We start from the raw sequence: 25,528 nt of genomic DNA, 5'->3' as shown, positions 1-25,528 counted from the left end.
CATCGACGGAACCCCCGGGATGGAACCGCCCCGCCACCGCGGTACGGCCTACGGTGGCGGGGCGGGGTTGAGTCGGCCAGGCCAGTCCGCCGCGCGGTCGCGCCCCTGGTCAGGACGGTGTGGGTCACCCGGTGAGGCCGCGGGGGAGGGCTGACGGGCGGAGCGTCGCGCACTTCCCGAACATCGGTGCGCCCGGCCGGTCGCAGCCGACCGCGGTGGGCTCCCAGGGGTGCGCGAACGGCGCCCCGGGGACGCCGGTTGCCGCTGCCGCTGCCGCTGCCGCTGCCGCCGCCGCCGGTGACCGTGCTCCGTTCATGGAGCCGGCCCGCGGCAGCGGCCCGTCGGACCGTGATCCGGACGGGCGGCGCGGCCGCCGGGGTCGGGCGGCCCGGCGTTCCCGGTCTGCGCTGCACAGTGGTTGCGTCTCCCCGTGGCCGTCGGCCGGCCGGGTCGGCCGTGGTGAGGACCGGCCCGCCGTCCGCACCGGGTCGCGGTGCGGACGGCGGGCCGGTCGGTGCTGCGGTGCGGCGCGATGTGCGCCTTCCGCGTCAGTGCCTCAGCAGTTGCGCCAGCGCCTGGTAGCTCCGCTCGGCGGCACCGAGCGAGCCCGGCGGGTCGGGCTGGGTGCCGGGTGCGTTGTCCTGCTCCCAGATGCCGACGTGGGAGCCGCGCGGGCCGATGGCGTGGATGAACCGCTGGTACGGCATGTTGCCGTCGCCGAACTCGGTCATGTCGTAGCCGTCGGGGACGCTGGGGTCGCTCTCGCCGTTCTTCATGTGGAACAGCGGGTAGCGGTAGGGGTGGTTGCGGACGTACGCGGCCGGGTCGAAGCCCGGGAAGCGGAACTGGCCCACGAACGCCCAGTAGACGTCCATCTCCAGGAACACATGGCGCGGGTCGGTGTTCTTGAGGAAGACGTCGTACAGCCGCACCGACGGCTGGTCGGTGCCGAAGGCGAACTCGCCCGAGTGGTTGTGCTGGTAGAGCTTCAGCCCGCGGGCGGACGCGGCCGCACCCCAGGTGTTGAAGTCCTCCGCCGCCGCCTGGTAGGCCGCGACGGTGTTGGTGTCGGAGGGGGCGTTGGCGGTGCCGACGTGCGGCATGCCCAGGATCTGCGCGTTGTCCAGCTCCTGCTGGAGGTTGTTGCGCAGGCTGTCGATGCCGATGTGGCTGCCGACGGCGCGCAGGCCGTTGTCGTCCAGCAGCTTGCGGATCTCCGGGAGGGTGATCTGGCGGCCCAGGATGGAGGTGTTCTGGGTGTATCCGGCGAACTCCACCTCCTGGTAGCCGATCCGGGCGAGCTCCTCGAAGACGACGGCGAAGCCCAGTTGGCTGACCTTGTCCCGGACGCTGTAGAGCTGGATGGCGATGCGGTCGCGGGGAATCGTCAGGGAGCCCCGCTGGTGGGTCGAGTGCTCCGTGGTGGCGGCGGCGGGCGCTGCGCCGAGCAGCGAGGCGGCGCCGACGGCGACGGTGGCTCCTGCGGTGGCTCGGAGGAAGGTCCGGCGGTCGAAGTCTCTGCGTGGCTGGCTCAAGGCCACTCCTTCATATCTGAGGGGGTTGGCTTGCCGGCGCGTCGTGGGGCGGCGCGGGGGCGGGACACGGTCGAGTGGGGATGCCGGGGACATCGAGAGCGGAAGCGCTCTCTGTCCGGGCGGTGACTGCCTGCCGTGGCGAGACAGTAGGAGGCTTCCCTCGGGAGTGTCCAGAGATTTGACGAATATGGACGCAACTTCTTGACGACTGGTTAAAAGATGGCCCACATCTGAGGTTTATTCGCCTCGGCAGGGCGATAGTGGGTTGACAGGGCTGCCGGCGCGGGCCACGCTCATCACCGCCTGCCACCTTCTGGTCGCCCTTCCCACCCTCACCCGCCCCCATGCCCCGGAGCGCCGCTGTACCGCATCTTGGGGTAAGCGCTTTCTATGGCGCGAGGAGCGCATCAGAAGGAGCAGCAGTGCCACAGACACCGCGCCGCCGAATGCCCGCGGGAGCACACCGGCGCACCGGACGACGGAGGTGACGGAGATGGCGGAAGAGAGCAGCCGTACCGGGGTGTGGCTGGTCGGAGCGCGAGGATCGGTGGCCACCACCGCCGTCGCGGGAGCTGCCGCGCTGAGAGCCGGCCTGGCCCGGACGACGGGCTGCGTCACCGAGCAGCCGGGCTTCCCCGACGCAGGCCTGCCCCGCCCCGGCGACCTGGTCTTCGGCGGGCACGACATCGCCTGCACCCCGCTGCCCAAGCGGGCCGAGCAACTGGTCGCGGCCGGGGTGCTGCCCCATGGCCTGCCCGCCCTCGTCCACGACGACCTGGTGACAGCGGACGCTGAGATCCGCCCGGCACCGCTCACCGGCCGCGGGGCCGCACAGGCCGAGGTCGCCGAGACGATGGCGGCCGACATCGCCTCCTTCCGCGAGCGGCACCGCCTGGCCCGGGTCGTGGTGGTCAATGTCTCCTCCACCGAGCCCGTCGCCGTCCCCCACCCGGCCCATGCCTCCGCCCGGGCGCTGCAGACCGCCCTCGCCGCCGGGCAGGAGGTGCTGCCGGCCAGCTCGCTCTACGCCTATGCGGCACTGCGGGCGGGTTGCGCCCATGTCGACTTCACCCCCTCGACCGGAATGCGGCTCCCCGCGCTCGCCGAACTGGCCGCCGCCGAGGGCCTGCCGTACGCCGGCAGCGACGGCAAGACCGGGGAGACGCTGCTGAAGGCGACCCTGGCCCCGATGTTCGCCGCCCGCGGACTGGAGGTGCAGGCCTGGTCCGGCACCAATCTGCTGGGCGGCGGCGACGGGGAGACCCTCGCCGACCCGGCCGCGATGGCCAGCAAGTCCGCCTCCAAACAGCGGGTGCTCGCCGAGACCATGGGGCGCCCGGTGGACGGCGAGGTGCACATCGACTACGTCCCCGCCCTGGGCGACTGGAAGACCGCCTGGGACCACATCGTCTTCGACGGCTTCCTCGGGGTACGGATGAACCTCCAGTTCACCTGGGCGGGCTGCGACTCCGCGCTGGCCGCGCCGCTGGTCCTGGACCTGGCCCGGCTGGCCGCGCGGGCGCACCAGTGCGGCCGCCGCGGCCCGCTGTCCGAACTGGCCTTCTTCTTCAAGGACCCGGTCGGCGCCCAGGAGCACGGCCTGATGCAGCAGTACGCGGACCTGCGCGACTTCGCCGCCGGCCTGGGCGAGGCACGGTGAGCGCGCCGACCGTGCACCGGGAGACCGGCACGCCGTCAGTTCCGCCTGCGCGCCCCCTGCCCACCCCCCGCGGCGGCGCCCGCGAGCGGCTGAGGGCCCTCGCCGAGCTGGTACGCGCCCCGGCGGCGCTCACCGTGCCCGGCGATGTGCTGGCCGGAGCGGCGGCTGCACACCGCAGGCCCACCCCGGCGCTCGCCGGACTCGCCGCCTCCTCCGTCTGCCTCTACTGGGCCGGCATGGCGCTCAACGACTGGGCCGACCGCGACCTGGACGCCGTGGAACGCCCGGAACGCCCGCTCCCCTCCGGCCGGATCGGCGCACCCGCGGCGCTGGGTGTGGCCGCCGGCCTCACCGGCGCGGCGCTCGGGCTGGCCGCAGTGAGCGGCGGACGCCGGGCCCTGGCCGTCGCCGGACCGCTGGCCGCCACCGTGTGGCTGTACGACCTGGGCGCCAAGTCCGGCCGGGCGGGACCCGCGGTGATGGCCGCCGCCAGGGGCCTGGACGTCCTGCTCGGCGCCGGTCCCGGCAGGCTGCGCGCCGCAGTCCCGGCGGCGGCCACCATCGCCGGGCACACCCTCGCGGTCACCGTCCTCAGCCGCAGCGAGGTGTCCGGCGCCGACCCCCGGCTGCCCAGGGCCGCCCTGGCAGCCACCGGCGCGGTGACGGCCGCCGCCGCGGCGTGTGCGCTCCCCGCTCGCCATCACACCGGCGGACGGCATCGCCTGGCCGCCGCGGGCGCACTCACCGGCTACGCCGCAACCGTCGGCCGCGCCCAGGCCCGCGCCGCCGCCGACCCCGCTCCCCGGCAGGTGCAGCGTGCGGTGGGCGCCGGGATCCTGGGGCTGATCCCGCTTCAGGCCGCGCTCACCGCGGGCGCCGGGTCCCTGCGGTCCGCCCTGCCGATAGCGGCGGCCCTCCCGCTGGCCAGGGCGCTCGCCCGGAAGGTGTCCCCCACATGAGGCCCGAGCCGGCCGTCCGCCCGACCACGTCCCCCGCCGCCGGAACGTCCGCACTGCGCTACGGCTTCGGCACCAACGGCTTCGCCAACCACCGCCTCGAGGACGCGCTGGCCGTGATCGCCGAACTGGGCTACCAGGGGGTCGCCCTCACCCTGGACCACCAGCACCTCGACCCCTACGCCCACCATGTCGCCACCCGGGTGGCGGCCCTTGCCCGCCGACTGGACCGGTTGGGGCTGGACGTCGTCGTGGAGACCGGCGCCCGCTATCTCCTGGACCCGCGCCGCAAGCACGAACCCACCCTGCTGTCGGCCGACGGCCGCGACCGCCGGGTGGGCTTCCTGCGCCGCGCGGTGGACATCGGCGCCGGGCTGGGCGCCCAGGCGGTCTCCTTCTGGAGCGGAGTCGGACCGGCCGGCCTGCCGCCGGAGACCGCCTGGGAGCGGCTGGTCGACGGCTGTGCCCAGGTGGTCGAGGCGGCCGAGTCGGCCGGGGTGGTCCTCGGCTTCGAGCCCGAGCCCGGGATGCTGGTGGAGGACCTCGCCGGCTACCGGAGGCTCTGCGCGGACCTGGGCGACCCGGCCGTCTTCGGGCTGACCCTCGACATCGGCCACTGCCGCTGCCTGGAGCCCCACCCCGTGGCCGAGTGCGTGCGCCTCGGCGCCGACCGGCTGGTCAATGTGCAGATCGACGACATGCGCCGGGGCACCCATGAACATCTGGAGTTCGGCCAGGGCGAGATCGACTTCCCACCCGTGCTGGCCGCCCTCGCCGACATCGGCTACGACGGCCTGGTCGCGGTGGAACTGCCCCGCCACAGCCATGACGCGCCCGGGGTGGCCCGTCGCTCCCTGGACTTCCTGCATACGCACGACCCCGCCAACCACCGTGAGGAGGAACCGGTATGACACCGGACCAGCTGCGAGCCGCACTGGACGACCGGACCGCCGAGCCGGGCAGGCGCTGGCTCGACGACTCGCTCGCCGCCGTGGCCGCCGACCCCTCGGCCGTCCACACCCTGTTCCCGCAGGCCGGCCGGCGCTGCGGGCGCGGCCCGCTGGGCGACTCGGGACCGTACGGCTGGACGGTGGACGACGCGGCACGGGCCCTGCTGCTGACGGCGCTGCCGCTGCGGGGGGACGCCCTGCTGCACCGGACGGACACCCTCTACCGCACCGGGGACGCCGAGGAGCGCCGTGCCGTGCTGCGGGCCCTGCCGCTGCTGCCGCTCGGTGGTGAGGCGCTGCCGCTGGTCCGCGATGCGCTGCGGACCAATGACACCCGGCTGGTCGCGGCCGCCCTCGGTGACTACGCGACCGCGTACCTGGACCCGGACGGCTACCGCCAGGGCGTACTCAAGTGCGTCTTCACCGGGATCCCGCTGGCGGTGCTGCCGGGTCTGCCCGCGCGGGCCGACGCGGAACTGGCCCGGATGCTCACCGCGTTCGCCGCGGAGCGCACCGCGGCCGGCCGACCGGTCCCCGCCGACATCGGGCCGGCCGTCGAGGCCTGCTCCCGGAGCACCGCCCCCTGAGCGGCCGCCGTCCGACCAGCCGTGCCCGAGCCGCAGTCCAGTGAGCCCGGTCCGCCGGGCCGCAGCCCCCGATCCCCGATCCCGACCGGCCATCGCCCCGTGCCAGGCGCAGCCCCACCCACCGGGAGACCCGCATGCGAATCTTCGACCCCCACATCCATATGACCTCCCGCACCACCGACGACTACGAGGCGATGTACGCCGCCGGGGTGCGCGCCCTGGTGGAACCGGCGTTCTGGCTGGGCCAGCCGCGCACCTCGGTGGGCAGCTTCCTGGACTACTTCGACTCCCTGATCGGCTGGGAGCCCTTCCGCGCCGCACAGTTCGGCATCCGCCACCACTGCACCATCGCCCTCAACCCCAAGGAGGCCAACGACCCCCGCTGCACGGAGGTCCTCCACGAACTGCCCCGCTATCTGGTGAAGGACGCCGTGGTAGCGGTCGGCGAGATCGGCTACGACTCCATGACGCCCGAGGAGGACGCGGCCTTCGCCGCCCAGTTGCAGCTCGCCGTCGCCCATGACCTGCCGGTGCTGGTCCACACCCCGCACCGCGACAAGGCGGCCGGTACCCGGCGCACCCTGGATGTGGTCAAGGAGTCGGGGATCGCCCCGGAACGGGTGGTCGTGGACCACCTCAACGAGGTGACGGTGGCCGAGGTGGCCGACTCCGGCTGCTGGATGGGGTTCTCCGTCTACCCGGACACCAAGATGGACGAGCAGCGCATGGTGCGTCTGCTGCGTGAGTTCGGCACCGAGCGGATCCTGGTCAACTCCGCCGCCGACTGGGGCCGCAGCGACCCTCTGAAGACCCGGCGGACCGCCGACGCCATGCTCGCCGACGGCTTCCCGCAGGAGGAGGTCGACCGGGTCTTCTGGCACAACCCGGTGGCGTTCTACGGCCAGAGCGGCCGGCTCCGGCCCGACGCGCCGGACACGCCGGACACCGGCGGCGAGGGCGCCACCTTCTCGGGCAACTCGGTACTGCGGGGCGCCCGGACGGAGGCCTGACCGTGCGCCTGCGCCACCCCGACGGCAGCACCGTCCATCTCGCCTACTGCACCAATGTGCACCCCGCCGAGGACCTCGACGGGATCCTGGCCCAACTCGCCCGCTATGCCGAACCCGTACGCCGCACACTCGGCGCCGACCGGCTCGGCCTGGGACTCTGGCTGGCCGCCGACGCCGCCGCAGCCCTCGCCGCCGACCCCGCCGCCCTCGGCAGGCTGCGCACCGACCTGGCCGCCCGGGGCCTCGAGGTTGTCACCCTCAACGGCTTCCCCTACCGCGGCTTCCACGACCCGGTGGTCAAACACGCCGTCTACCGGCCCGACTGGACCACCTCCGACCGGCTGCGCTACACCCTCGACCTGGCCCGGGTCCTCGCCGCACTGCTGCCCGAGGACGCCGACCAGGGCTCGGTCTCCACCCTGCCGCTGGCCTGGCGTACCCCCTGGGAGGAGGGCCACCGGGACGCGGCCGCCCGCGGACTGGACCGGCTCGCCGCCGGCCTGGCCGAGATCGCGGACCGTACCGGCCGCACCGTCCGGGTCGGGCTGGAACCCGAACCCGGCTGCGTGGTGGAGACCACCACCGAGGCGGCCCGCCACCTCGCCGGCGTGGACACCGACCGGATCGGCATCTGCCTGGACGCCTGCCATCTCGCCGTCGGCTTCGAGGACCCCGCCGAGGCCCTCGCCCGGCTGGACGCGGCCGCACTGCCCGTCGTCAAGACCCAGGCCTCCTGTGCCCTCCAGGCCCGGGACCCGGCCGACCCGGCCACCCGGGCGGCACTGGCCGCCTTCGCCGAGCCCCGCTTTCTGCACCAGGTACGCGAGGCCGCCGCACCGGGCCAGGCCCCGCAGGCGGTCGACGACCTGGACGAGGCCCTGGCCGGCGGCCTGCCCGGGCGGCGCCCCTGGCGGGTCCACTTCCACGCCCCGCTGCACGCCGACCCCGCCCCGCCGCTCACCACCACCCGCCCCCAGCTGGAGGCCACCCTCGCGGCGCTGCTCGGCGGCGACCACCCCCGCACCACCCATGTCGAGGTGGAGACCTACACCTGGGGTGTGCTGCCCGCCGACCGCCGCCCCGAGGGCCCCGCCGCACTGGTGGACGGCATCGCCGCGGAACTCGCCTGGACCCGCGACCAGCTGCTCGCCCTCGGTCTGAAGGAGCCCGCCCTATGAGCGCCGCCCCCCTGCTCGTCCTCGACGTGGTCGGCCTCACCCCCCGGCTGCTCGCCCATATGCCCCGGCTGCGCGCCGTGGGGGAGCAGGGCTTCACCGCCCGGCTGGACACCGTCCTGCCCGCCGTCACCTGCAGCGTGCAGTCCACCCTGCTCACCGGGGAGCCGCCGGCCGGGCACGGCATCGTCGGCAACGGCTGGTACTTCCGCGAGCTCGGCGAGGTCATGCTGTGGCGTCAGCACAACGCCCTGGTCGGCGGGGAGAAGGTGTGGGAGGCCGCCCGGCGGGCACAACCCGGCTACCGCGTCGCCAATGTCTGCTGGTGGTACGCCATGGGCGCCGATGTCGACCTCACCGTCACCCCCCGGCCCGTCTACTACTCCGACGGCCGCAAGGAACCCGACTGCTACACCTGGCCGCCGGACCTCCACGACGAGCTCACCGACCGGCTCGGCACCTTTCCGCTCTTCACCTACTGGGGGCCCACCGCCTCCATCGCCTCCTCCCAGTGGATCACCGATGCGGCCCGCCACATCCTGGCCGCCCACGCCCCCGACCTCACCCTGGTCTACATCCCCCACCTCGACTACGACCTCCAGCGCCACGGCCCCGACGACCCGCGGGCGGCTGCCGCCGCCGCCGAGGTCGACCGGGTGCTCGGGCCGCTGCTGGCGGACGCTGCCGCCCGCGGGGTCACCGTCGTCGCGCTCTCCGAGTACGGCATCACCGGGGTGTCCCGGGCGGTGGACGTCAACCGGGTGCTGCGCCGCGCCGGACTGCTGAACGTCCACACCCAGGACGGCATGGAGTACCTGGACCCCTGGACCTCGGCCGCCTTCGCCGTCGCCGACCACCAGATCGCGCATGTCTACATCGCGGACCCGGCCGACACCGACCGGGTCAGGGAACTGCTCGCCGGGACCGAGGGCGTGGCCGAGGTCCTCGACCAGGACGGCAAGAAGGCCCAGGGCATCGACCACCCGCGCGCCGGGGAACTGGTCGCCGTCGCCGAGCCGGACTCCTGGTTCACCTACTACTACTGGCTGGACGACGCCCGTGCGCCGGACTTCGCCCGGCTGGTGGAGATCCACCGCAAACCCGGCTACGACCCGGCCGAGCTCTTCATGGACCCCCAGGACCCCCTGGTCAAGCTGAAGGCCGCGACCGCACTGGCCCGCAAGAAGCTCGGTATGCGCTACCGGATGAGCGTGGTGCCCCTCGACCCCGCGCCGGTGCGCGGCAGCCACGGCCGGCTGCCCGACCGCGCCGAGGACGGCCCGCTGCTGCTCTGCTCGCACCCCGCCGAGGCCCGCGACCACTACGCCGCGACCGAGGTGAAGGACCTGCTGCTGCGTCTGGCCGGGCTGCCGGGCCCGGACCACCGCTGACCGCCGCCGACAACCCCACGGAGGAGCCCATGCCACGCCCGATCACCCTCTTCACCGGCCAGTGGGCCGACCTGCCGTTCGAGGAGGTCTGCCGACTGGCGTCGGACTGGGGCTACGACGGACTGGAGATCGCCTGCTGGGGCGACCACTTCGAGGTCGACAAGGCGCTCGCCGACCCGGACTACATCCCCCGGCGGCGGGCCCTGCTGGAGAAGTACCGGCTGCGCTGCTGGGCCATCTCCTGCCATCTCACCGGCCAGGCGGTGTGCGACCACCCCATCGACGAGCGCCACCGGGGCATCCTCCCCGCCCGGATCTGGGGCGACGGGGAGGCCGAGGGGGTGCGCCGCCGCGCCGCACAGGAGATCAAGGACACGGCCCGGGCGGCGGCGGCCTTCGGGGTGCGGACGGTGGTGGGCTTCACCGGGTCGTCCATCTGGCACACCGTGGCCATGTTCCCGCCCGTGCCGCCGGAGATGATCGAGCGCGGCTATGCCGACTTCGCGGAGCGGTGGAACCCCATCCTGGATGTCTTCGACGAGGTCGGGGTGCGGTTTGCACACGAGGTCCACCCCTCGGAGATCGCCTACGACTACTGGACGGCGGTCCGCACTCTGGAGGCGATCGGGCACCGGGAGGCGTTCGGCTTCAACTTCGACCCCTCGCACTTCGTCTGGCAGGACCTGGACCCGGCGGGCTTCCTCTGGGACTTCCAGGACCGGATCTACCACGTGGACTGCAAGGAGTCGGTCAAGCAGCTCAACGGCCGCAGCGGCCGGCTCGGCTCCCACCTGCCCTGGGGCGACCCGCGCCGCGGCTGGGACTTCGTCTCCACCGGGCACGGCGATGTGCCCTGGGAGGCCTGCTTCCGGGTGCTCAACGCCATCGGCTACGACGGCCCGATCTCGGTGGAGTGGGAGGACGCGGGCATGGACCGGCTGGTCGGCGGACCCGACGCACTGGCCTTCGTCCGCCGGCTGACCGCGATAGAGCCGCCCGCCCGCTCCTTCGACGCCGCCTTCGGCACCACGGATCCGGCGTAGCGGCCACGGCGCCCGAGCACGGGCCGCCGGACCCGGGCGGGGTCCGGCGGCCCGGGGGTTCAGCCCTGCGCCTCGGCGGCCAGGTCCAGGGCGATGTCGGTGATCATGTCCTCCTGGCCGCCGACCATCCTGCGGCGGCCCACCTCCACCAGCACGGACCGGGTGTCCAGGCCGTACTGGGCGGCGGCCCGCTCGGCGTGGCGCAGGAAGCTGGAGTAGACGCCGGCGTAGCCGAGGGTCAGGGTCTCCCGGTCGACCCTGACCTCGCGGTCCTGGAGCGGACGTACCAGATCGTCGGCGGCGTCCATCAGCGGGAAGAGGTCGCAGCCGTGCTTCCAGCCCATCAGGTCCGCGACCGCGATGAACGCCTCCAGCGGGCAGTTGCCCGCCCCGGCGCCCTGCCCGGCCAGCGAGGCGTCGACCCGGACGGCTCCGGACTCCACCGCGACCACGGTGTTGGCGACGCCGAGGGCCAGATTGTGGTGGGCGTGGATGCCCAGCTCGGTGGCCGGGTCCAGCACCTCGCGGTAGGCGCGGAAGCGGTCGCGCACACCGTCCATGGTGAGCCGGCCGCCGGAGTCGGTGACATAGACGCAGTGGGCGCCGTAGGACTCCATCAGCTTGGCCTGGCGGGCGAGTTCGGCGGGTTCCGCCATATGGGACATCATCAGGAACCCGGCCACATCCATACCCAGCTCGCGGGCGGCGGTGATGTGCTGGGCGGAGATGTCGGCCTCGGTGCAGTGGGTGGCGATCCGCACCGAGCGGATGCCCAGCGCATGGGCCTGCTTGAGGTCGTGGACGGTGCCGATGCCGGGCAGCAGCAGGGTGGTGGGGACGGCGTGCCGGGCGGCGTCGGCGACGGCCTCGATCCACTCCCAGTCGGTGTGGGCGCCGACCCCGTAGGTGACGCTGGAGCCGGACAGTCCGTCGCCGTGGGCGATCTCGATGGCACCGACGCCGGCCGCGTCCAGCGCCGCGGCGATGGTACGTGCCTGGTCGACGGTGTAGCGGTGGCGGATGGCGTGCATGCCGTCGCGCAGGGTCACATCCTGCACATACAGCGCGGGCGGCGGGGTCGCGGTCATCGGGGAGCCACCTCAGGGGAGCAGTGTGCGGCCATGCGCTCGGCGGTGCGCAGCGCGGCGGACGTCATGATGTCGAGATTGCCCGCGTACGAGGGCAGATAGTGGGCGGCGCCCTCGACCTCCAGGAACACCGACACCTTCACCGGGTCGGCGGAGGCGGAGCCCGGGGGCAGCAGCCGGCGCAGCGGGTCGTCGGCGTCGACGCGGTCGAACTGGACCTTCTGCTTGAGGCGGTAGCCGGGGACATACGCCTGGACGCGTCCGACCATCTCCTCCACCGAGGCGGTCACCGCGGCGTCGTCGCAGTCGCCGACCAGGCAGTAGACGGTGTCCCGCATGATCAGCGGCGGCTCGGCGGGGTTGAGCACGATGATCGCCTTGCCGCGGGCCGCACCGCCGACCTGCTCGATGGCGGCGGAGGTGGTCTCGGTGAACTCGTCGATGTTGGCGCGGGTGCCGGGTCCGGCGGACCGGGAGGCGATCGAGGCGACGATCTCGCCGTAGTGCACCGGGGTGACGGCGCCCACGGCCGCCACCACCGGGATGGTGGCCTGGCCGCCGCAGGTGACCATGTTGACGTTGTGGGCGTCCAGATGGGCGTCCAGATTGACCGGCGGCACCACATAGGGGCCGAGCGCGGCCGGGGTGAGGTCGACCACCCGGCGGCCGGCGGCCCGCAGCACCTGGTCGTTGTGGCGGTGGGCACCGGCCGAGGTGGCGTCGAAGACCAGGTCGACACCGGCGAACTCGTCCAGCCGCAGCAGACCGTCCACCCCCTCGTGGGTGGTGGCGACCTTGAGGCGGCGGGCCCGGGCGAGACCGTCGGAGTCGGGGTCGATGCCGGCCATGGCGGCGATCTCCAGGCTGTCGGAGAGCCGCAGGATCTTGATCATCAGATCGGTGCCGATATTGCCGGAACCGATGACGGCGACCCTGGTCCGGGCGCCGGGCTGGGTGCGGGTCACTGGATCTCTCCTTCGTCGAGGGCGAACGACACCCGTACCGACCCCAGGCCGCTGATGTGCGCCTCGAAGGCATCGCCGGGCGAGGCGGCGGCCATCGGGCCGAGCGCGCCGGTGAGCACCACATCCCCGGCCCGCAGCGGATCACCGGCCTCGGCGAGGACGGATGCCAGCCACACCGCGGCATTGAGCGGACCACCGAGGCAGTCGGCCCCGGTGCCCCGGGAGACCTCCTCGTCGCCGCGGGTCATCGTCATGGCGACCCCGCGCAGGTCCACCGCGGTCAGCGGCACCGGGGTGCCGCCCAGGACGAAGAGGCCGGAGGAGGCGTTGTCGGCCACCGTGTCGACCAGGCTGATGTCCCATCCGGAGATGCGGCTGTCCACCAGCTCCAGCGCGGGCAGGGCGAAGTCGACCGCGCGCAGCACATCGGCCACCGTGCACTGCGGGTGGGGCAGGTCCCGGCCCAGCACCAGGGCCACCTCGGCCTCGACCTTGGGCTGCAGCAGCCGTCCGGCGGGCACCAGACCGCCGTCGGGCACCGCCATGTCGGACAGCAGCGCGCCGAAGTCCGGCTGGTCCACGCCGAGTTGGCGCTGCACCGCAGGCGAGGTCAGGCCGATCTTGCGGCCGACCACCCGGCGGTTCCCGGTGAGGGACCGCTGGATGTTCAGCCGCTGCACGGCATAGGCCTCCGCGACGTCGCCGTCGGCGAGCAGATCGCGTACGGGTGCGCAGGGCACCCCGCTGCGGGCGGCCTCGGCCAGCGCGTCGGCGGCCTTGCGTACCGCTGCGCCCGGGGCGTCGGCAGTGGGGGGAGTCGGCATGGCGACCACTCCAGGGAGTCGTGGGGGGTGACGGAACCGGTATAGACGCGATCCTGCGGACCGGGCAATCATTGTTCCGTGACACGGAACGAATCCGGCGGCAGCATGCTCGACAAGGCCGCCGTCATCCTCGACTGCTTCCGTCCGACGGGTGGCCCGTACCGTCTTGCGGAACTCACGGAGCGCACCGGACTGCCCAAGGCCACGGTCCACCGGCTCGCCGCGGACCTGGTGCGCCTCGCTCTGCTGGAGCGCACCGGAACCGGCTACCGGCTCGGCGGCCGGCTCTTCGAGCTCGGCATGCTGGTCCCCCGCCGGCACGACCTGCGGGAGACGGCGCTGCCGTTCCTCCAGGACCTCTACGAGGCCACCCATGAGACCGTCCACCTGGGCATCCGTGAGGGGCGCCAGGTGGTCTACGTGGAGCGCATCCACGGCCACGACCCGCTGCCGCTGCCCTCCCGGGTCGGCGGCAGTCTGCCGCTCAGCTGCACCGGGGTCGGCAAGGCGCTGCTGGCCTTCTCGGGCCCCGACCTGGCCGAGGAGGTGCTCGCGGACCCCCTGCCGAGACTCACCCGCCACTCGGTCACCGACCCGGCGCGGCTGCGCACGGCACTGGAGCAGACACAGGTCTCCGGTCTGGCCTACGAGGAGCAGGAGGCGGCCCTGGGCGTCTCCTGCATAGCCGCGCCGGTCTTCGCCGGCGGTGAGGCGGTGGCGGCGCTCTCGGTCGCGGTCCCCAAGGCCCGCTTCCGGCCCGCCCAGCTGGCCCCGGCGGTGCGGACGGCGGCGCTGGGGCTCTCCCGGGCGCTGCGCTGAGCCGCCGGGCGCGGCCCCGGTCGGGCGACCGGTTGCTGGACTCCTAGGACAGCGAACGGCGCCACCATGATGCTGATTTCAACGATGTACATGACCCTGAGGCATCGTGAGCCGGCAGTCAAGAGTCGTGCGCCAGCTGGCCGGCGATCCCGTGACGCCATGTGACATGTGCCGCGAAGTCACTGTTGAGCAGGAGATCTGTCGTCACGTCAGTTCGGCGGCGCTCAGCTCTGTGCAGTCTGGACGGTAACGAACGGTTCCCCGGGGGTGGACACGACAGCAGGGCCGTGCTGTCATTCTGCCTGCCTCGATTTCCAACGTTGTCAAAGCCCGACCCGACGCCCGACGCCCGACGCCGCGAGCGCCGCGGCCGACCGCACCCACCCCCGCACCGGTACGGCGCGCGGCGTCCGGGCGCGCATCCCCTGCCGTCACCGCTCCCACCAGCGGCCCCTGGAGGAACCCATGACACACCGCGACCCTGCCGCCGACCTGCCCGGTGACGGACTCACCCGGCGCGGCCTGATGCGGTGGACCGGACTGGCCGGCCTCGGCGCCGCCGGAATGACGCTGCTGCCCGGAGCGGCGCAGAGCGCACAGGCCGCCACCCCCGAGGCCGCTCCCACCGCGGCCGGGGGCACCCGCTCCGCGCTCTCCCCCTCCTTCGACCCCATCCGGCCGCCGGCCGTCCCGCTGGCTGTGCGCTCCCCGTACCTGAGCACCTGGATGCCCGCCGACAACCTCGCCGGCACCTGGCCCTCCTTCTGGACCGGCCGCACCACCGCCATGACCGGCCTCGCCAGGATCGACGGCGTCCCCTTCCTCTTCCTGGGCGCCCCCAACATCCCCGGCCAGGTGCTGCGCGGCATGGTCCAGCGCTCCCTGACGGTCACCGCCACCCGCTCGCAGTACCTGTTTGAAGCCGGGGGAGTGCAGCTGACGCTCACCTTCCTCTCCCCGGTGGAACCCGGCGACCTGCGCCGCCAGTCGATGCCGCTCTCCTATGTCACAGCCGAGGTCCGCAGCGCGGACGGCCACGCCCACGACGTCGCCCTGTATCTCGACATCTCCGGCGAGTGGGCCCATGCCAACGCCGGGACGCGGATCCGCTGGGCCCAGGAGCAGCACACCGGCCCCGGCAGCACCTCGCTGACCTCGCTCTCCTTCACACCTGACGCCCCGCGGGAGCTCGGCGAGGACGGCGACATGGCCACCTGGGGCACCGTCGTCTGGAGCGCCACCGACCGGCCCGGACTGACCTGGCAGATCGGTGCCGATGCCGAGGTGCGGACCACCGCGCTGAAGGACGGCCGCCTCGCCGACACCGCGGACACCCGCCAGCCGAGGCCCATCAACGACAGCTGGCCGGTGTTCGCCTTCCACGCCGACCTCGGGAATGTGCACGGCACGGCGGAGACCCTGGTGCTGTCCGTCGGCCATGTCCGCGAACCGGCCGTCAGCTACCTCGGCACCCCGCTGCCGCCGCTGTGGAAGTCCCACTGGCCGACCTGGCAGCAGATGACGGCGTACTTCCACGCCGACGCCGACGCTGCCAAGGCCCGCACGGCCGCCCTCGACCGCAAGGTCAAGGCCCAGGCCACCGCCGCCGGCGGCGCCAAGTACGCGGCACTGTGCGCACTCGCGCTGCGGCAGGCGTACGCCGGCACCGAACTGGTCAGCCGGGACGGAGCGCCCTGGGCGTTCCTGAAGGAGATCTCCAGCGACGGGAACGTCTCCACCATCGACGTCACCTATCCCGCCATGCCCGTCTTCCTCGCCCTCGACCCGGCCTACCTCGGCCTGCTGCTCGCCCCGCTGCTGGACTATCCCGAGCACGGTGGCTGGCCCAAGGCCTATGCCGAGCACGATCTCGGCTCCGGCTACCCCAACGCCACCGGCCACAACGACGGCAACGAGGAGGACATGCCGGTCGAGGAGTCGGCCAACATGCTGATCATGTCCGCGGCCTACCTCGCTCGTGCGGACTCCCGGGACGCCAGGGCATTCGCCGGCGACCACTACCCCGTCCTCAAGCAGTGGGCCGACTACCTGGTGGACAACGCCCTCGACCCGGGCTACCAGAACCAGACCGACGACTTCACCGGCTTCATCGGCCACAGCGCCAACCTGGCACTCAAGGGCATCCTGGCGATCGGCGCCATGGGCCAGGTGGCCACCGTCGCGGGAAAGCCGGACGACGCCGCGCACTATCGCGCCACCGCGGAGGACTACATCGCCCAATGGGCGGCCAAGGCCCAGGACACCACCCCCGACCACCTCAAACTGGCCTACGACCAGCCCGGCACCTGGAGCCTGAAGTACAACGGCTACCCGGACGCCCTGCTCGGCCTGCACCTGATTCCCCGGGCCGTGGCCGCCGAGGAGGCCGCCTGGTACCTGACCCAGGCCAACCAGTACGGCGTGCCCATGGACGTCCGGCACGCCTACACCAAGGGCGACTGGGAGATGTGGACGGCCGCGTGGCTGCGCGATCACCCCGTCAGCGACTACCTGGTCGGCGCCCTCTACGACTTCGCCGACACCTCGCCGTCCCGGGTTCCTCTCACCGACTGGTACGACACGGTGACCAACCGTCAGAGCGGTTTCCAGGCCCGCCCGGTCGTCGGCGGCATCTTCGCCCTGCTCAGCCTCGCCGAGTAGCCGGACCCCGTCCACCCCCGTCCCGACCGGACCGGCACCGGGGAGTGGGTGCAGTACGCCTACGCGGAGCCGGTCCGGGTGAGCGGGGTGTCGGTGTACTGGTACGACGACACCGGCCACGGCGCCTGTCGCGTCCCCCAGTCCTGGCGGCTGGAGTACCGCACCCCGGGCGGCGACTGGCAGCCGGCCGGTGGGGACCCGGTGTACGGCGTGGCGGCGGACACCTTCAACCAGGTCTCGGTCACCCCGGTGACCGCCACCGCCCTGCGCCTGCGGGTGCAGCTGCGACCCGGCGTCTCCGGCGGAGTGCTGGCCTGGCGGGTCGGGCTCGGCTGAGGCTGGGTCAGGGCGGGGGAGCGGCCACGGTCAGGAAGCGGACCCCGCCCGAGGCCTGGTACAGCAGTGCCTCCCACCCCCACCGGGTGAGCAGGGCCGCGCAGGACTCCAACCGTCTCTCGGCCTCCGCCGCGGCCGGGGTGCCCGGCAGTGCCCGCCACTCCACCCGCACCCGGCCCGGGCCGGCTCCCTCGGTGACGAGGTAGCCGGCCCGCAGGCGCCGACCCGAGGGCGCGGCCAGTGCGGCGGGCACCCCCGCGGCCTCCAGCGTCAGGGCCACCGCGGCGACCGTACGGGTGCGCTCCCAGGCGGCCGGGGTCTGCTCCGGCCGGGTACCGCCACCGGTCATCCGGCGGATCTCCAGCAGCGACTCCCAGGCGGCCGCCGCTGCGGCCGCCCGTCCGGGGGCGGGCTCCGGTGCGCCGATCTCCTCGCCGGTCGCCGTGGTGAAGCCGGACTCGGGGCCGGGCTCCGGGGCAGCACGGTGGGCGGCTTCCAGCCGGGCGCGCACCTGCCGCCCGAAATCCGTCAGATAGCGGGCGCCGCGCCGTCCGTAGGTCTCCGCCAGCCGCTTGGCCACCAGGGCGCGCAGCACGGACTGACTGCCGGTGACCTCCCCCGTGACCGGGTCGGCGTCCAGGACCGCGCGCTGCTGGGCCGCGCTGAGGGAGGTGCCGTGCGCGGCGGGCCACTCGGGCATCGCATTCCTCCTTCGCCCCCGTTCCCTTCCGCCAGTATCACCGGGTCGCCGCCCGGCCGGGCAACCGTTCTGGACGCCCGGCAGGGCAGCCGTCAGGGCAGCCGTCAGGGGAGCCGGGCGGGCCGGTCGTCCCGCAGAAGGGGCTGGTCAGTGACGCCAGGGTCTGTCGCCATACGATTAGCGCACGTAAACTAACCATCGCCCGACGCCGTGTGGCAGCCCTTCAGGCGCGCCCCGGGCCGGGTGGACCCTGGAGGACGGGCTTGACGTTCGAGCGCGGGACGGACGGTCCACGAGTGATCCTGGTCGGGGCGAGTGGTTCCGACGCCTCCTGGCGGGCTGTCGCCTACGCCACCGGGTTGGCCCGGCGGCAGGGCGCGATGCTGGTGCTGCTCTATGTCCAGCCCGTTCCCGCGATGGCCGCCACCACCGGACTGGGAGCGGCGCTGGTCGAGATGACCCGCTCGGTCGCCGAGCAGATCTGCGACCAGGTACGCGCCGGGCTTGCCACCATGGACGGCGGGAGCGCGCTGCGCTGGGAGTTCCGTACGGTCTCAGGGCATGTGGTCACCTGCCTCTCGCAGACCGCCTGCGAGCTGCACGCCGACGCCGTCGTCATCGGGACCTCCCGGCGGATGGGCCGCCGCCTCCCCGGGTCGATCGCCGCCCGTCTGGTCAGATCCGGGCGCTGGCCGGTGACCGTGGTCCCCTGACCGGGCCGCACGCGCGGTGCGACCCGCCGTCGACGGCTGAGCCGCGGGCCCGCCGGGTGCACCCGGCGGGCCCGCGGCTCAGCCGCTTCGGCTCAGGAGGCGTCCGTACCCGACGGCGCCCCGCCCGCGGTGACCTCGGCGCCACTGCCCGGCCGCTCGCCGCTGGGAATCACCAGCTCGCTCGGCGCGAGGCCGGCCTCGCCGGACACAGCGGCCAGTTCGGACCCCAGGGATTCCACGGCCGTCAGCTTGTGCCGGCGGCCGACCCGGTCGGTCAGCAGCGAGGAGAGCGCGGCGACCAGGCAGGCGGCCACGGCGAACCAGAAGGCCACCACCAGGCCCCGGTGGAAGGGCTCGGAGATCAGATGGGGGAAGAACTGCTTGCTGGTGACGGCACTTCCGCCGTCCGGCAGCCCGGAGAGCTGTCCGCCCAGCAGCTGCTGGAAGGGGTTGTAGCCGAGGAAGGCCGCGAACAGCACGGCGATCGGGGGGAGCTGCGAGACCTGCTGGGCCACCCCCTCGGGCACGCCCTGCTGCACCAGTCCGTCATGCATCGCGCCCGGCAGGGTGTGCGACAGACCGGCGATCATCAGGCTGAAGAAGATGCCGATGGAGAGGACCATCGAGGAGTTCTGGAACGTCGCCGTCATACCGGCGCCGGCACCGCGTGAGTCCGCCGGGACGGCGTTCATGATCTCGGCGCGGTTGGGGGACGAGAACAGTCCCGATCCCAGGCCGTTGACCAGCAGCAGCAGCGCGAAGACCCAGTAGGTGAAGTCGGTGGGCAGGGTCATCAACGCCAGGAAGCTGCCCGCGGTGACCAGGGTGCCGACCACGGTGAACGGCCGGGCGCCGAAGCGGTCCGACAGCCAGCCGGAGACCGGCGCGGAGAGCAGGAACCCGATGGTCAGCGGGATCATGTAGATGCCGGCCCACAGCGGGGTCTGCTCGAAGCTGTAGCCGTGCAGCGGCAGCCAGATCCCCTGCAGCCAGATGATCAGCATGAACTGGAGGCCGCCGCGGCCCAGCGCGGTCAGCAGGCTTGCGATGTTGCCCGCGGTGAAGGCGCGCAGCCGGAAGAGGGACAGCCGGAACAGCGGGTCGGCGACCACGGTCTCGATGCGTACGAAGACCGCGAGCACCACCGCACCGCCGATCAGCGCCGCGAGCACCCAGGGGTTGCTCCAGCCCATCGTGCTGGAGCCGTACGGCTGGATGCCGTAGGTGATGCCCACCAGGATGGCGATCAGGCCCACGGCGAAGGTGACATTGCCCCACCAGTCCATCCGGGCCCGCTGCCGCACTCCGGTGTCACGCAGCTTCAGATATGCCCAGACCGTGCCGAAGATGCCGAAGGGCACCGACACCAGGAAGATCATCTTCCAGTTCACCGGCGCCAGCACGCCGCCCAGCACCAGTCCGAGGAAGGAACCGGCGATCGCCGCCAGGGAGTTGATCCCCAGCGCCGTACCGCGCTGCTCCACCGGGAAGGCGTCGGTGAGGATGGCGGTGGAGTTGGCGAACAGCAGCGCCCCGCCGATCCCCTGGAGGATCCGCCAGCCGATCAGCCACAGCGCGCCCGCGCTGCCCTGCATCCAGGTCAGCGAGAGCATCACCGAGCAGAGGGTGAAGGCCGCGAAGCCCATGTTGTACATGCGTACCCGGCCGAACATGTCGCCGAGTCTGCCGAAGGTCACCACCAGCACCGCCGTGACGACCATGAAGCCCATCAGCATCCACAGCAGATAGCTGGTGTTGGACGGGTCGAGGGGGTCGAGGTGGATGCCCCGGAAGATGTCCGGAAGGGCGATCAGCACAATGGACTGATTGATCATCACCATCAGCACACCGAGTGTGGTGTTGGACAGTGCGATCCACTTGTAATGGCGGCCCCGCTCGGGAGCCGGGGATATGACGGGTGACGCCTGTTCGGGAGTGGCCACTGCTAGCCCGTTCCTCCGATTCGCCCGCTGATCGCCATGGGCGCTCGGGCGGGCTGAAAGATTAGGTGGTTGACGCAAGCAACCATATCGTGTGCAGATGACATCCATGTGACACCGGTCTGCACCCATGGCGGTACTGGGTGCACCGGACCCCGGAGGGCGCGCCGGGGGGATGCGCCGTCCGCTCCGGCTCAGGGGGCGTCGGCCAGCACCAGGCGCTCGACCGTGATGACCCGGGCGACCTCGGGTGCCAGCACCCGGGCGCTCACGGCGGTCTGACGGGCGTCCGCGAGATGCCCGGAGCGGTGGAGGGCGATGGCCAGGGTGCACAGGGCGAGGCACCGCTCGGCGGGTGCGCCGCCGATCCGGGCAGTGCTGCGGGCCTCGTACAGGGCGTCCTGCCGGTTGCCCTTGGCCAGGTAGTAGAGCGCCTTGAGGTCGGTTCCCGACATCACCGAGCCGGGCGCGTCCCGCAGTTCGCGCATCACGGCGAGGAGGCGCTCGGCGGAACCGTCGCCCGCGTCGCCCTGTTCGATGGCATAGGCGAGGGCGCGGGCCTCCGTCGTCCGGGTGAGCGCCAGAGTCCTGCGGGGGAGGCGCGGTACCTCGGCCAGGGCTCGGGCGTCGGCCGCGGCCTCGCGGTAGCGGCCCTCCAGCAGGAGGATGCGCGCCCGGAGGATCTGCTCGTCGGTGCCCGGCTCCCCGGAAGGCCGCTGCCAGGCGTCGAGCGTCTGGCGCGCATCCGCGACCCGGCCCGCCAGGAGGTGCGCGGCGGCGGTCTGCAGCGGCGATCCGGCGAGCCGGCCCCGGCGGTCCAGTTCCTCCGGGGAGAGCGGCCGCAGCAGCAGCCGGCCGGTCTGCGCCGCCACCAGGAGGACCGAGACTCCGCCGAGGGACAGCCCCGCCCCCAGGCCGAAGCCGCTGCCGGTCCCGACCAGCAGCGCCGCGGCGGCCAGTGCGGCGGCGAGCAGTGTGGTCGCCCAGAGTCGCAGGCGGAGGGAGAGGCCGGGTCCGGACCGGAAGGCGGGCACCACCCGCAGCAGCGGCAGGGGGACACGGCGAAGGATCGTCAACCGGTCTCCGTGGACCCGTGACCGCCATGCCGGGCCGAGCCCGAGCACGACCGCATGGGGATGTACGCCGCAGCGCGCCCCGAACCAGAACACCCAGCCGGCGTGGAGGGCGAACGCCCCCACGACTCCGGCGCAGACCGCCAGTACGGCCAGCTTGGGGCTCATGCCGGTGGCGCCGAAGCGGACCCCCGACACCAGATAGGCGGAGAACATCACCAGGGCGGCGGCGGCGCGCGGCCACGCCGAGGTGAAGGAGCGCGGAGCGGAGATGACCGGAGACGACATGGCGGTGATCATCGCAGTTGGCTCGGGGCCGCTGCACCTCCAAAAATGGCAATCGAATCAGTTGTCTTAACGATAGAATCGATTGTCGACCCTTGCCTTCACGCTCTATTCACGTCTACGGTCGGTGCAGCCCACGGACCTGAGAAGAGGCCCCCACCCATGGACCGAGCCCGTCTGTCCCACCTGCTGGCCCGCGAGAGCGCCGAGGCCGGGCGCCGCAACCCGCGGTCCAGGGCCGCCTATGAGCGTGCCGACCATCTCTTCGGCCGGGTGCCGATGACCTGGATGAACAAGACCGCCGCCGGCTCCTTTCCGCGCTATCTGGACACCGCGCGGGGCGCCCGGATCACCGACATCGACGGCCATGAGTACATCGACTTCTGCCTGGGCGACACCGGTGCCATGGCAGGCCACTCACCGGCCGTGGTCGCCGAGGCGGTGCAGCGGCGGTTCGGTACGCTCGGCGGGGCGACGGCGATGCTGCCCACCGAGGACGCGGAGTGGGTCGGCGCCGAACTCACCCGCCGCTTCGGCCTCGCCCGCTGGAGCTTCTCGCTGACCGCCACGGACGCCAACCGCTGGGCCATCCGCCTTGCCCGTGCCGTCACCGGCCGCCCCAAGATCCTGGTGAACAGCTACAGCTACCACGGCAGCGTCGACGAGTCGCTGATCGTGGTCGGCCCCGACGGCAGCGGCACGGCCCGCCCCGGCAATGTCGGTGCACCCTGCGACGTCACCCTGACCAGCCGGGTCGCCGAGTTCAACGACCTGGCGCAGCTGGAGCGGGAACTCGCCCACGGTGATGTCGCCGCCGTGCTGATGGAACCGGCACTCACCAATATCGGCATCGTGCTGCCCGAGGCGGGTTATCTCGCGGGCGTCAGGGAGCTGACGCGTCGTCACGGCGTACTGCTGATCAACGACGAGACCCACACCTTCTCCGCCGGACCCGGTGGCTGCACCGCCGCCTGGGGGCTGGAGCCGGACATGCTGACCATCGGCAAGGCCATCGGCGGGGGCATCCCGGCCGGCGCCTACGGCCTCTCCGCCGAGCTGGCCGACCGGCTGCTGGACCGCAGCGACCTGGACCTGGTGGACATGGGCGGCGTAGGCGGGACGCTGGCCGGCAACGCACTCTCCGTCGCCGCGATGCGTGCCACCCTGGAGCACGTCCTCACCGACGAGGCCTTCGCCGCGATGGCAGGCCTCGCCGAACGGTTCGAGGCCGGAGTGTGCGCCGCGATCGACGCCCAGGGGCTGCCCTGGTCGGTGAGCCGGCTCGGCGCCCGCGCCGAGTACCGCTTCGCCTCCCCGGCCCCGCGCACCGGGTCGGAGTCCGCCGCCGTCGCCGATGCCGGGCTGGAGGACTACCTCCACCTGTACCTGGCCAACCGGGGCATTCTGCTGACCCCGTTCCACAACATGGCGCTGATGTGCCCGGACACCACCCGGCAGGACGTCGACACCCACACCGAGGTGTTCACCGCGGCCCTCGCGGAACTGGTATAGCCGCTGCGGCCGGGGCTGCGCCCCGGCCCCGGCCGTCAGGGGACGATCTCCAGCACCGCCATCATCCCCAGGTCCTCGTGGTTGAGGATGTGGCAGTGCAGCACGGTCCTGCCCGTGAAGTCGGTGAAGGGGATGCGGATGACGACCCGGCCCCTGGCCGGGACGTTCACGATGTCCTGCCGCCCCTGGCTGTGCTCCGGCCGGCCGTTGGTGCTCATCACCTGGAACTGGTCGGTGTGGACGTCCACCCGGTTCATGTCGAACTGCCGGCCGTTGATGAAGTACCGGTCGGCCTTGGTGTCCTCGCTGAAGACGATGGTGCGCCGCGCCGCGATCCTGGCGCCGCTGAGGTCCTCGAAGGGCGCGAAGGCCGTCGGCAGTGCCGCCGGCCGCATCGGCGGCCCGCCGGTGACCACGGTGGCCAGGGTCGCCCTGGGGAACTGGTTGCCGGCCGGTCCGGTGTCGTACGGGAGGGTCTCCAGCCGGGTGGTGCCGGGCGCGCCGCCCTGCACCAGCACATCGAAGCGGGCGCCCGCGGCGATGACCAGCGAGGCGGCGGTCCACACCCGGTTGACGGGGTAGCCATCCTGGGCGATGACCTGGAACCGGTGGCCGGCCAGGCGGAGCTTGTAGTAGATGTTGGCGCCGATGTTGGCCAGCCGCCACAACTGGGTCTCGCCCGGACGGATCCGGATGGCCGGGTCGAGCTGGCCGTTCACGGTCCGGGTGGTGGGTGAGCTGATCTTCAGCCCCTTGGTCCTGATCGCGTCGCCCTGCACCTGGAAGTCCTTGAGCGCGATCACATGCTCGGTGATGTGCCGCAGCGCCGGGGGCAGGTAGTGGCGCAGCCCGTCCACGATGATGATCCCCGACAGGCCGCCGGCGACCTGCTCGGCCGAGATCGGATGGGCGTGGGAGTGGTACCAGTAGGTGCCCGGGGTGAGGTTCCCGGGGAACCGGTAGCTGTAGTGGAAGGTGTGACCGGGCAGGATGTCGACGAAGACGTTGTCGGAGCGGCCGTCCGGTGACACATGCAGACCGTGCACATGGACGTTGGTGCCCGGACCCACCCGGTTCTCCATCGCCAGTTCCATCCGGTCCCCGGGCCGGATCCGCAGGGTGGGCGGCATGTACAGGCCGTTGTAGGTGAGCGCCCACAGCTGCCGGCCGGCCAGCCGCACCTTGCGCCGCTCCACGACGATCCGCGCCCGCAGCACACCGTTGCGGCTCACCAGCTGCGGCGGATCGCTCAGCCAGGTCCGGCCCCCCGCAGCCGACGCCGCCCCGGCCGGGGAGGCCGGTCCCACGGCCAGGGCCGCCGGCTCCGCCGGGGGCGCCGTCGTGCCGGGCGCACAGCCGGCCGCCGCGAGGGCGAGCGCGGCGGCGGCCAGGGACGCCGTGAGCCTCAGCGGACGTCGGCACGAGGACGGCATCGCAGGACCTCCGGGGTCGGTGCACCGCGCTGTGCGTCTCGCGGACGGGTGGGGTGAGGGGCGGCCCACTCGCCCTGCCGGGGAGGCCGCCCCCCACGCCCATCACAGCCGGGGCGTCGCGGCCCCGCAACCAGACGCGGCCGAACAGGCGTCCGCCGCGGACCGGTTCACAGGCAGCACCGTGCCGGGTCCGGGTGTTGCCGGTGCCGGAGGGGGACCGCGCCGGTCCGGAGTCAGGAAGCGGGCCGGACGCCGACGAGCTTGCTGAGGAACCGGTCGATCTGCTCCTCCAACGGCGGCCAGGGCGCGTCCGGCTGGTTGACCCGCATGGAGACGGTGCCGTGCACGGCCGCCCGCAGATCGAGTGAGACCGCGGCCGCGTCGTCCGCGGGCGCAAGACCGGCGTCCATGCACCGCTGGACCGCCGCGGTGGTGCCGATGGAGAAGTTGCGCTTGAAGGGCATACCGGTACGCCGGTTGAGGGTGCTCTCATGGAGCACTTTGTACAGACCCGGATGCTGGTGGGCCCAGGCGCCGAGCACCAGGGTACGGGCGCGCAGCCTGGCCACCGGGTCGGCGGCGGACGCCTCGGCCCGGTCCACGGCGCCCAGCAGGTCACCGTGGCAGCGCTCCAGGGCGGCCAGCACCAGGGCGTCGCGATCGGCGAAGTGGATGTAGACGGAGGTCGCGGCGATGCCGATCTCGCGTGCCACCGCGCGCAGCGACAGGGCCTCGTCGTCGCCGAGCTCCTCCAGCAGCCGGAGCGCGGTGGAGACGATCTCCTCACGGAGCCTTTCGCCCTGGCCACGGGGGTTGCGGCCGCGGGCTCCGGTGCGGGTCGAGGGGGTGGCGTCCATGGGGCGCATTCTAGG

Annotated in this window: 22 protein-coding genes; 13 read left to right on the top strand and 9 right to left on the bottom strand. The window is 72.9% G+C overall.

Features of this window, described 5'->3' with window-relative positions:
- Positions 1 to 548 precede the first annotated feature (548 nt).
- Positions 549 to 1,535 carry a sugar phosphate isomerase/epimerase family protein gene (locus AB0761_RS02535; protein ID WP_377267183.1) on the bottom strand — a complete coding sequence of 329 codons (987 nt, stop codon included), beginning with the start codon at positions 1,533 to 1,535 and terminating at the stop codon, positions 549 to 551.
- A gap of 493 nt (positions 1,536 to 2,028) precedes the next feature.
- Between AB0761_RS02535 and AB0761_RS02530 the strand changes: the two genes are divergently transcribed.
- From AB0761_RS02530 to AB0761_RS02495, 8 genes are all read left to right on the top strand, one after another.
- Positions 2,029 to 3,195: an inositol-3-phosphate synthase gene (locus tag AB0761_RS02530; protein ID WP_377267182.1), complete on the top strand. Its 1,167-nt coding sequence runs from the start codon at positions 2,029 to 2,031 to the stop codon at positions 3,193 to 3,195.
- Complete coding sequence (locus tag AB0761_RS02525; RefSeq protein WP_377267181.1) at positions 3,192 to 4,154, top strand: SCO3242 family prenyltransferase; 963 nt, start codon at positions 3,192 to 3,194, stop codon at positions 4,152 to 4,154. The genes AB0761_RS02530 and AB0761_RS02525 overlap by 4 nt, the downstream gene beginning before the upstream one ends.
- Positions 4,151 to 5,062, top strand: a complete 912-nt coding sequence (locus AB0761_RS02520) for a sugar phosphate isomerase/epimerase family protein (RefSeq protein ID WP_377267180.1) — start codon at positions 4,151 to 4,153, stop codon at positions 5,060 to 5,062. The genes AB0761_RS02525 and AB0761_RS02520 overlap by 4 nt, the downstream gene beginning before the upstream one ends.
- Positions 5,059 to 5,688, top strand: a complete 630-nt coding sequence (locus tag AB0761_RS02515) for an EboA domain-containing protein (RefSeq protein ID WP_377267179.1) — start codon at positions 5,059 to 5,061, stop codon at positions 5,686 to 5,688. The genes AB0761_RS02520 and AB0761_RS02515 overlap by 4 nt, the downstream gene beginning before the upstream one ends.
- Before the next feature lie 134 nt (positions 5,689 to 5,822).
- Positions 5,823 to 6,698, top strand: a complete 876-nt coding sequence (locus AB0761_RS02510; RefSeq protein WP_377267178.1) for a TatD family hydrolase — start codon at positions 5,823 to 5,825, stop codon at positions 6,696 to 6,698.
- A gap of 2 nt (positions 6,699 to 6,700) precedes the next feature.
- Positions 6,701 to 7,876, top strand: a complete 1,176-nt coding sequence (gene eboE, locus AB0761_RS02505) for a metabolite traffic protein EboE (RefSeq protein ID WP_377267177.1) — start codon at positions 6,701 to 6,703, stop codon at positions 7,874 to 7,876.
- Complete coding sequence (locus tag AB0761_RS02500) at positions 7,873 to 9,264, top strand: alkaline phosphatase family protein (protein ID WP_377267176.1); 1,392 nt, start codon at positions 7,873 to 7,875, stop codon at positions 9,262 to 9,264. The genes eboE and AB0761_RS02500 overlap by 4 nt, the downstream gene beginning before the upstream one ends.
- 29 nt (positions 9,265 to 9,293) lie before the next feature.
- Positions 9,294 to 10,307, top strand: a complete 1,014-nt coding sequence (locus AB0761_RS02495) for a sugar phosphate isomerase/epimerase family protein (protein ID WP_377267175.1) — start codon at positions 9,294 to 9,296, stop codon at positions 10,305 to 10,307.
- A gap of 59 nt (positions 10,308 to 10,366) precedes the next feature.
- Here the strand turns inward: AB0761_RS02495 and dmpG are convergent, their stop codons facing one another.
- Genes dmpG through mhpD form a run of 3 tightly spaced genes read right to left on the bottom strand, consistent with a single transcriptional unit; the run spans position 10,367 to position 13,184 of the window.
- Positions 10,367 to 11,395: a 4-hydroxy-2-oxovalerate aldolase gene (gene dmpG / locus AB0761_RS02490; RefSeq protein ID WP_377267174.1), complete on the bottom strand. Its 1,029-nt coding sequence runs from the start codon at positions 11,393 to 11,395 to the stop codon at positions 10,367 to 10,369.
- The gene (locus tag AB0761_RS02485; RefSeq protein ID WP_377267173.1) at positions 11,392 to 12,360 is read right to left on the bottom strand and encodes an acetaldehyde dehydrogenase (acetylating); all 969 of its coding nucleotides are present in this window, start codon (positions 12,358 to 12,360) and stop codon (positions 11,392 to 11,394) included. The genes dmpG and AB0761_RS02485 overlap by 4 nt, the downstream gene beginning before the upstream one ends.
- The gene (gene mhpD / locus AB0761_RS02480) at positions 12,357 to 13,184 is read right to left on the bottom strand and encodes a 2-keto-4-pentenoate hydratase (protein ID WP_377267172.1); all 828 of its coding nucleotides are present in this window, start codon (positions 13,182 to 13,184) and stop codon (positions 12,357 to 12,359) included. The genes AB0761_RS02485 and mhpD overlap by 4 nt, the downstream gene beginning before the upstream one ends.
- A gap of 105 nt (positions 13,185 to 13,289) precedes the next feature.
- On the opposite strand from mhpD, the gene AB0761_RS02475 reads away from it, so the two are divergent.
- The 3 genes from AB0761_RS02475 (at position 13,290) to AB0761_RS02465 (ending at position 17,000) form a co-directional block, all read left to right on the top strand.
- Positions 13,290 to 14,003, top strand: coding sequence for an IclR family transcriptional regulator (locus tag AB0761_RS02475; protein ID WP_377273914.1), 714 nt, complete (start codon positions 13,290 to 13,292; stop codon positions 14,001 to 14,003).
- Between the two features lie 465 nt (positions 14,004 to 14,468).
- The gene (locus AB0761_RS02470) at positions 14,469 to 16,664 is read left to right on the top strand and encodes a glutaminase domain-containing protein (RefSeq protein WP_377267171.1); all 2,196 of its coding nucleotides are present in this window, start codon (positions 14,469 to 14,471) and stop codon (positions 16,662 to 16,664) included.
- 48 nt (positions 16,665 to 16,712) lie between these two features.
- Positions 16,713 to 17,000 carry a hypothetical protein gene (locus AB0761_RS02465; RefSeq protein WP_377267170.1) on the top strand — a complete coding sequence of 96 codons (288 nt, stop codon included), beginning with the start codon at positions 16,713 to 16,715 and terminating at the stop codon, positions 16,998 to 17,000.
- A gap of 7 nt (positions 17,001 to 17,007) precedes the next feature.
- Here AB0761_RS02465 and AB0761_RS02460 read toward each other — a convergent pair whose 3' ends face one another.
- A complete protein-coding gene (locus tag AB0761_RS02460) occupies positions 17,008 to 17,700 on the bottom strand; it encodes a hypothetical protein (RefSeq protein ID WP_377267169.1) in 693 nt (230 codons plus the stop codon).
- 263 nt (positions 17,701 to 17,963) lie between these two features.
- Here AB0761_RS02460 and AB0761_RS02455 point away from each other — a divergent pair, with 263 nt between their 5' ends.
- Positions 17,964 to 18,413 carry a universal stress protein gene (locus tag AB0761_RS02455; protein ID WP_377267168.1) on the top strand — a complete coding sequence of 150 codons (450 nt, stop codon included), beginning with the start codon at positions 17,964 to 17,966 and terminating at the stop codon, positions 18,411 to 18,413.
- 92 nt (positions 18,414 to 18,505) lie between these two features.
- Here AB0761_RS02455 and AB0761_RS02450 read toward each other — a convergent pair whose 3' ends face one another.
- Together AB0761_RS02450 and AB0761_RS02445 are read right to left on the bottom strand one after the other, a co-directional pair.
- On the bottom strand, positions 18,506 to 20,356 hold the full coding sequence (locus AB0761_RS02450; RefSeq protein ID WP_377267167.1) for an MFS transporter: 1,851 nt from the start codon (positions 20,354 to 20,356) through the stop codon (positions 18,506 to 18,508).
- A 191-nt stretch (positions 20,357 to 20,547) separates the two neighbouring features.
- Positions 20,548 to 21,714 (bottom strand): hypothetical protein, encoded by a 1,167-nt coding sequence (locus tag AB0761_RS02445; RefSeq protein WP_377267166.1) that lies wholly within the window; start codon positions 21,712 to 21,714, stop codon positions 20,548 to 20,550.
- A 159-nt stretch (positions 21,715 to 21,873) separates the two neighbouring features.
- Between AB0761_RS02445 and AB0761_RS02440 the strand changes: the two genes are divergently transcribed.
- A complete protein-coding gene (locus AB0761_RS02440) occupies positions 21,874 to 23,223 on the top strand; it encodes a transaminase (protein WP_377267165.1) in 1,350 nt (449 codons plus the stop codon).
- A 35-nt stretch (positions 23,224 to 23,258) separates the two neighbouring features.
- Here AB0761_RS02440 and AB0761_RS02435 read toward each other — a convergent pair whose 3' ends face one another.
- Positions 23,259 to 24,656 carry a multicopper oxidase family protein gene (locus tag AB0761_RS02435; protein WP_377267164.1) on the bottom strand — a complete coding sequence of 466 codons (1,398 nt, stop codon included), beginning with the start codon at positions 24,654 to 24,656 and terminating at the stop codon, positions 23,259 to 23,261.
- Between the two features lie 233 nt (positions 24,657 to 24,889).
- On the bottom strand, positions 24,890 to 25,513 hold the full coding sequence (locus tag AB0761_RS02430; protein WP_377267163.1) for a TetR/AcrR family transcriptional regulator: 624 nt from the start codon (positions 25,511 to 25,513) through the stop codon (positions 24,890 to 24,892).
- Positions 25,514 to 25,528: the final 15 nt, after the last annotated feature.

This window comes from Peterkaempfera podocarpi, from assembly GCF_042466665.1.
In the GTDB taxonomy this organism is placed as follows: Bacteria; Actinomycetota; Actinomycetes; order Streptomycetales; family Streptomycetaceae; genus Peterkaempfera; species Peterkaempfera podocarpi.
Note: the sequence above shows the minus strand (reverse complement) of the source record. Positions and strands in the feature narration are given on the sequence as shown.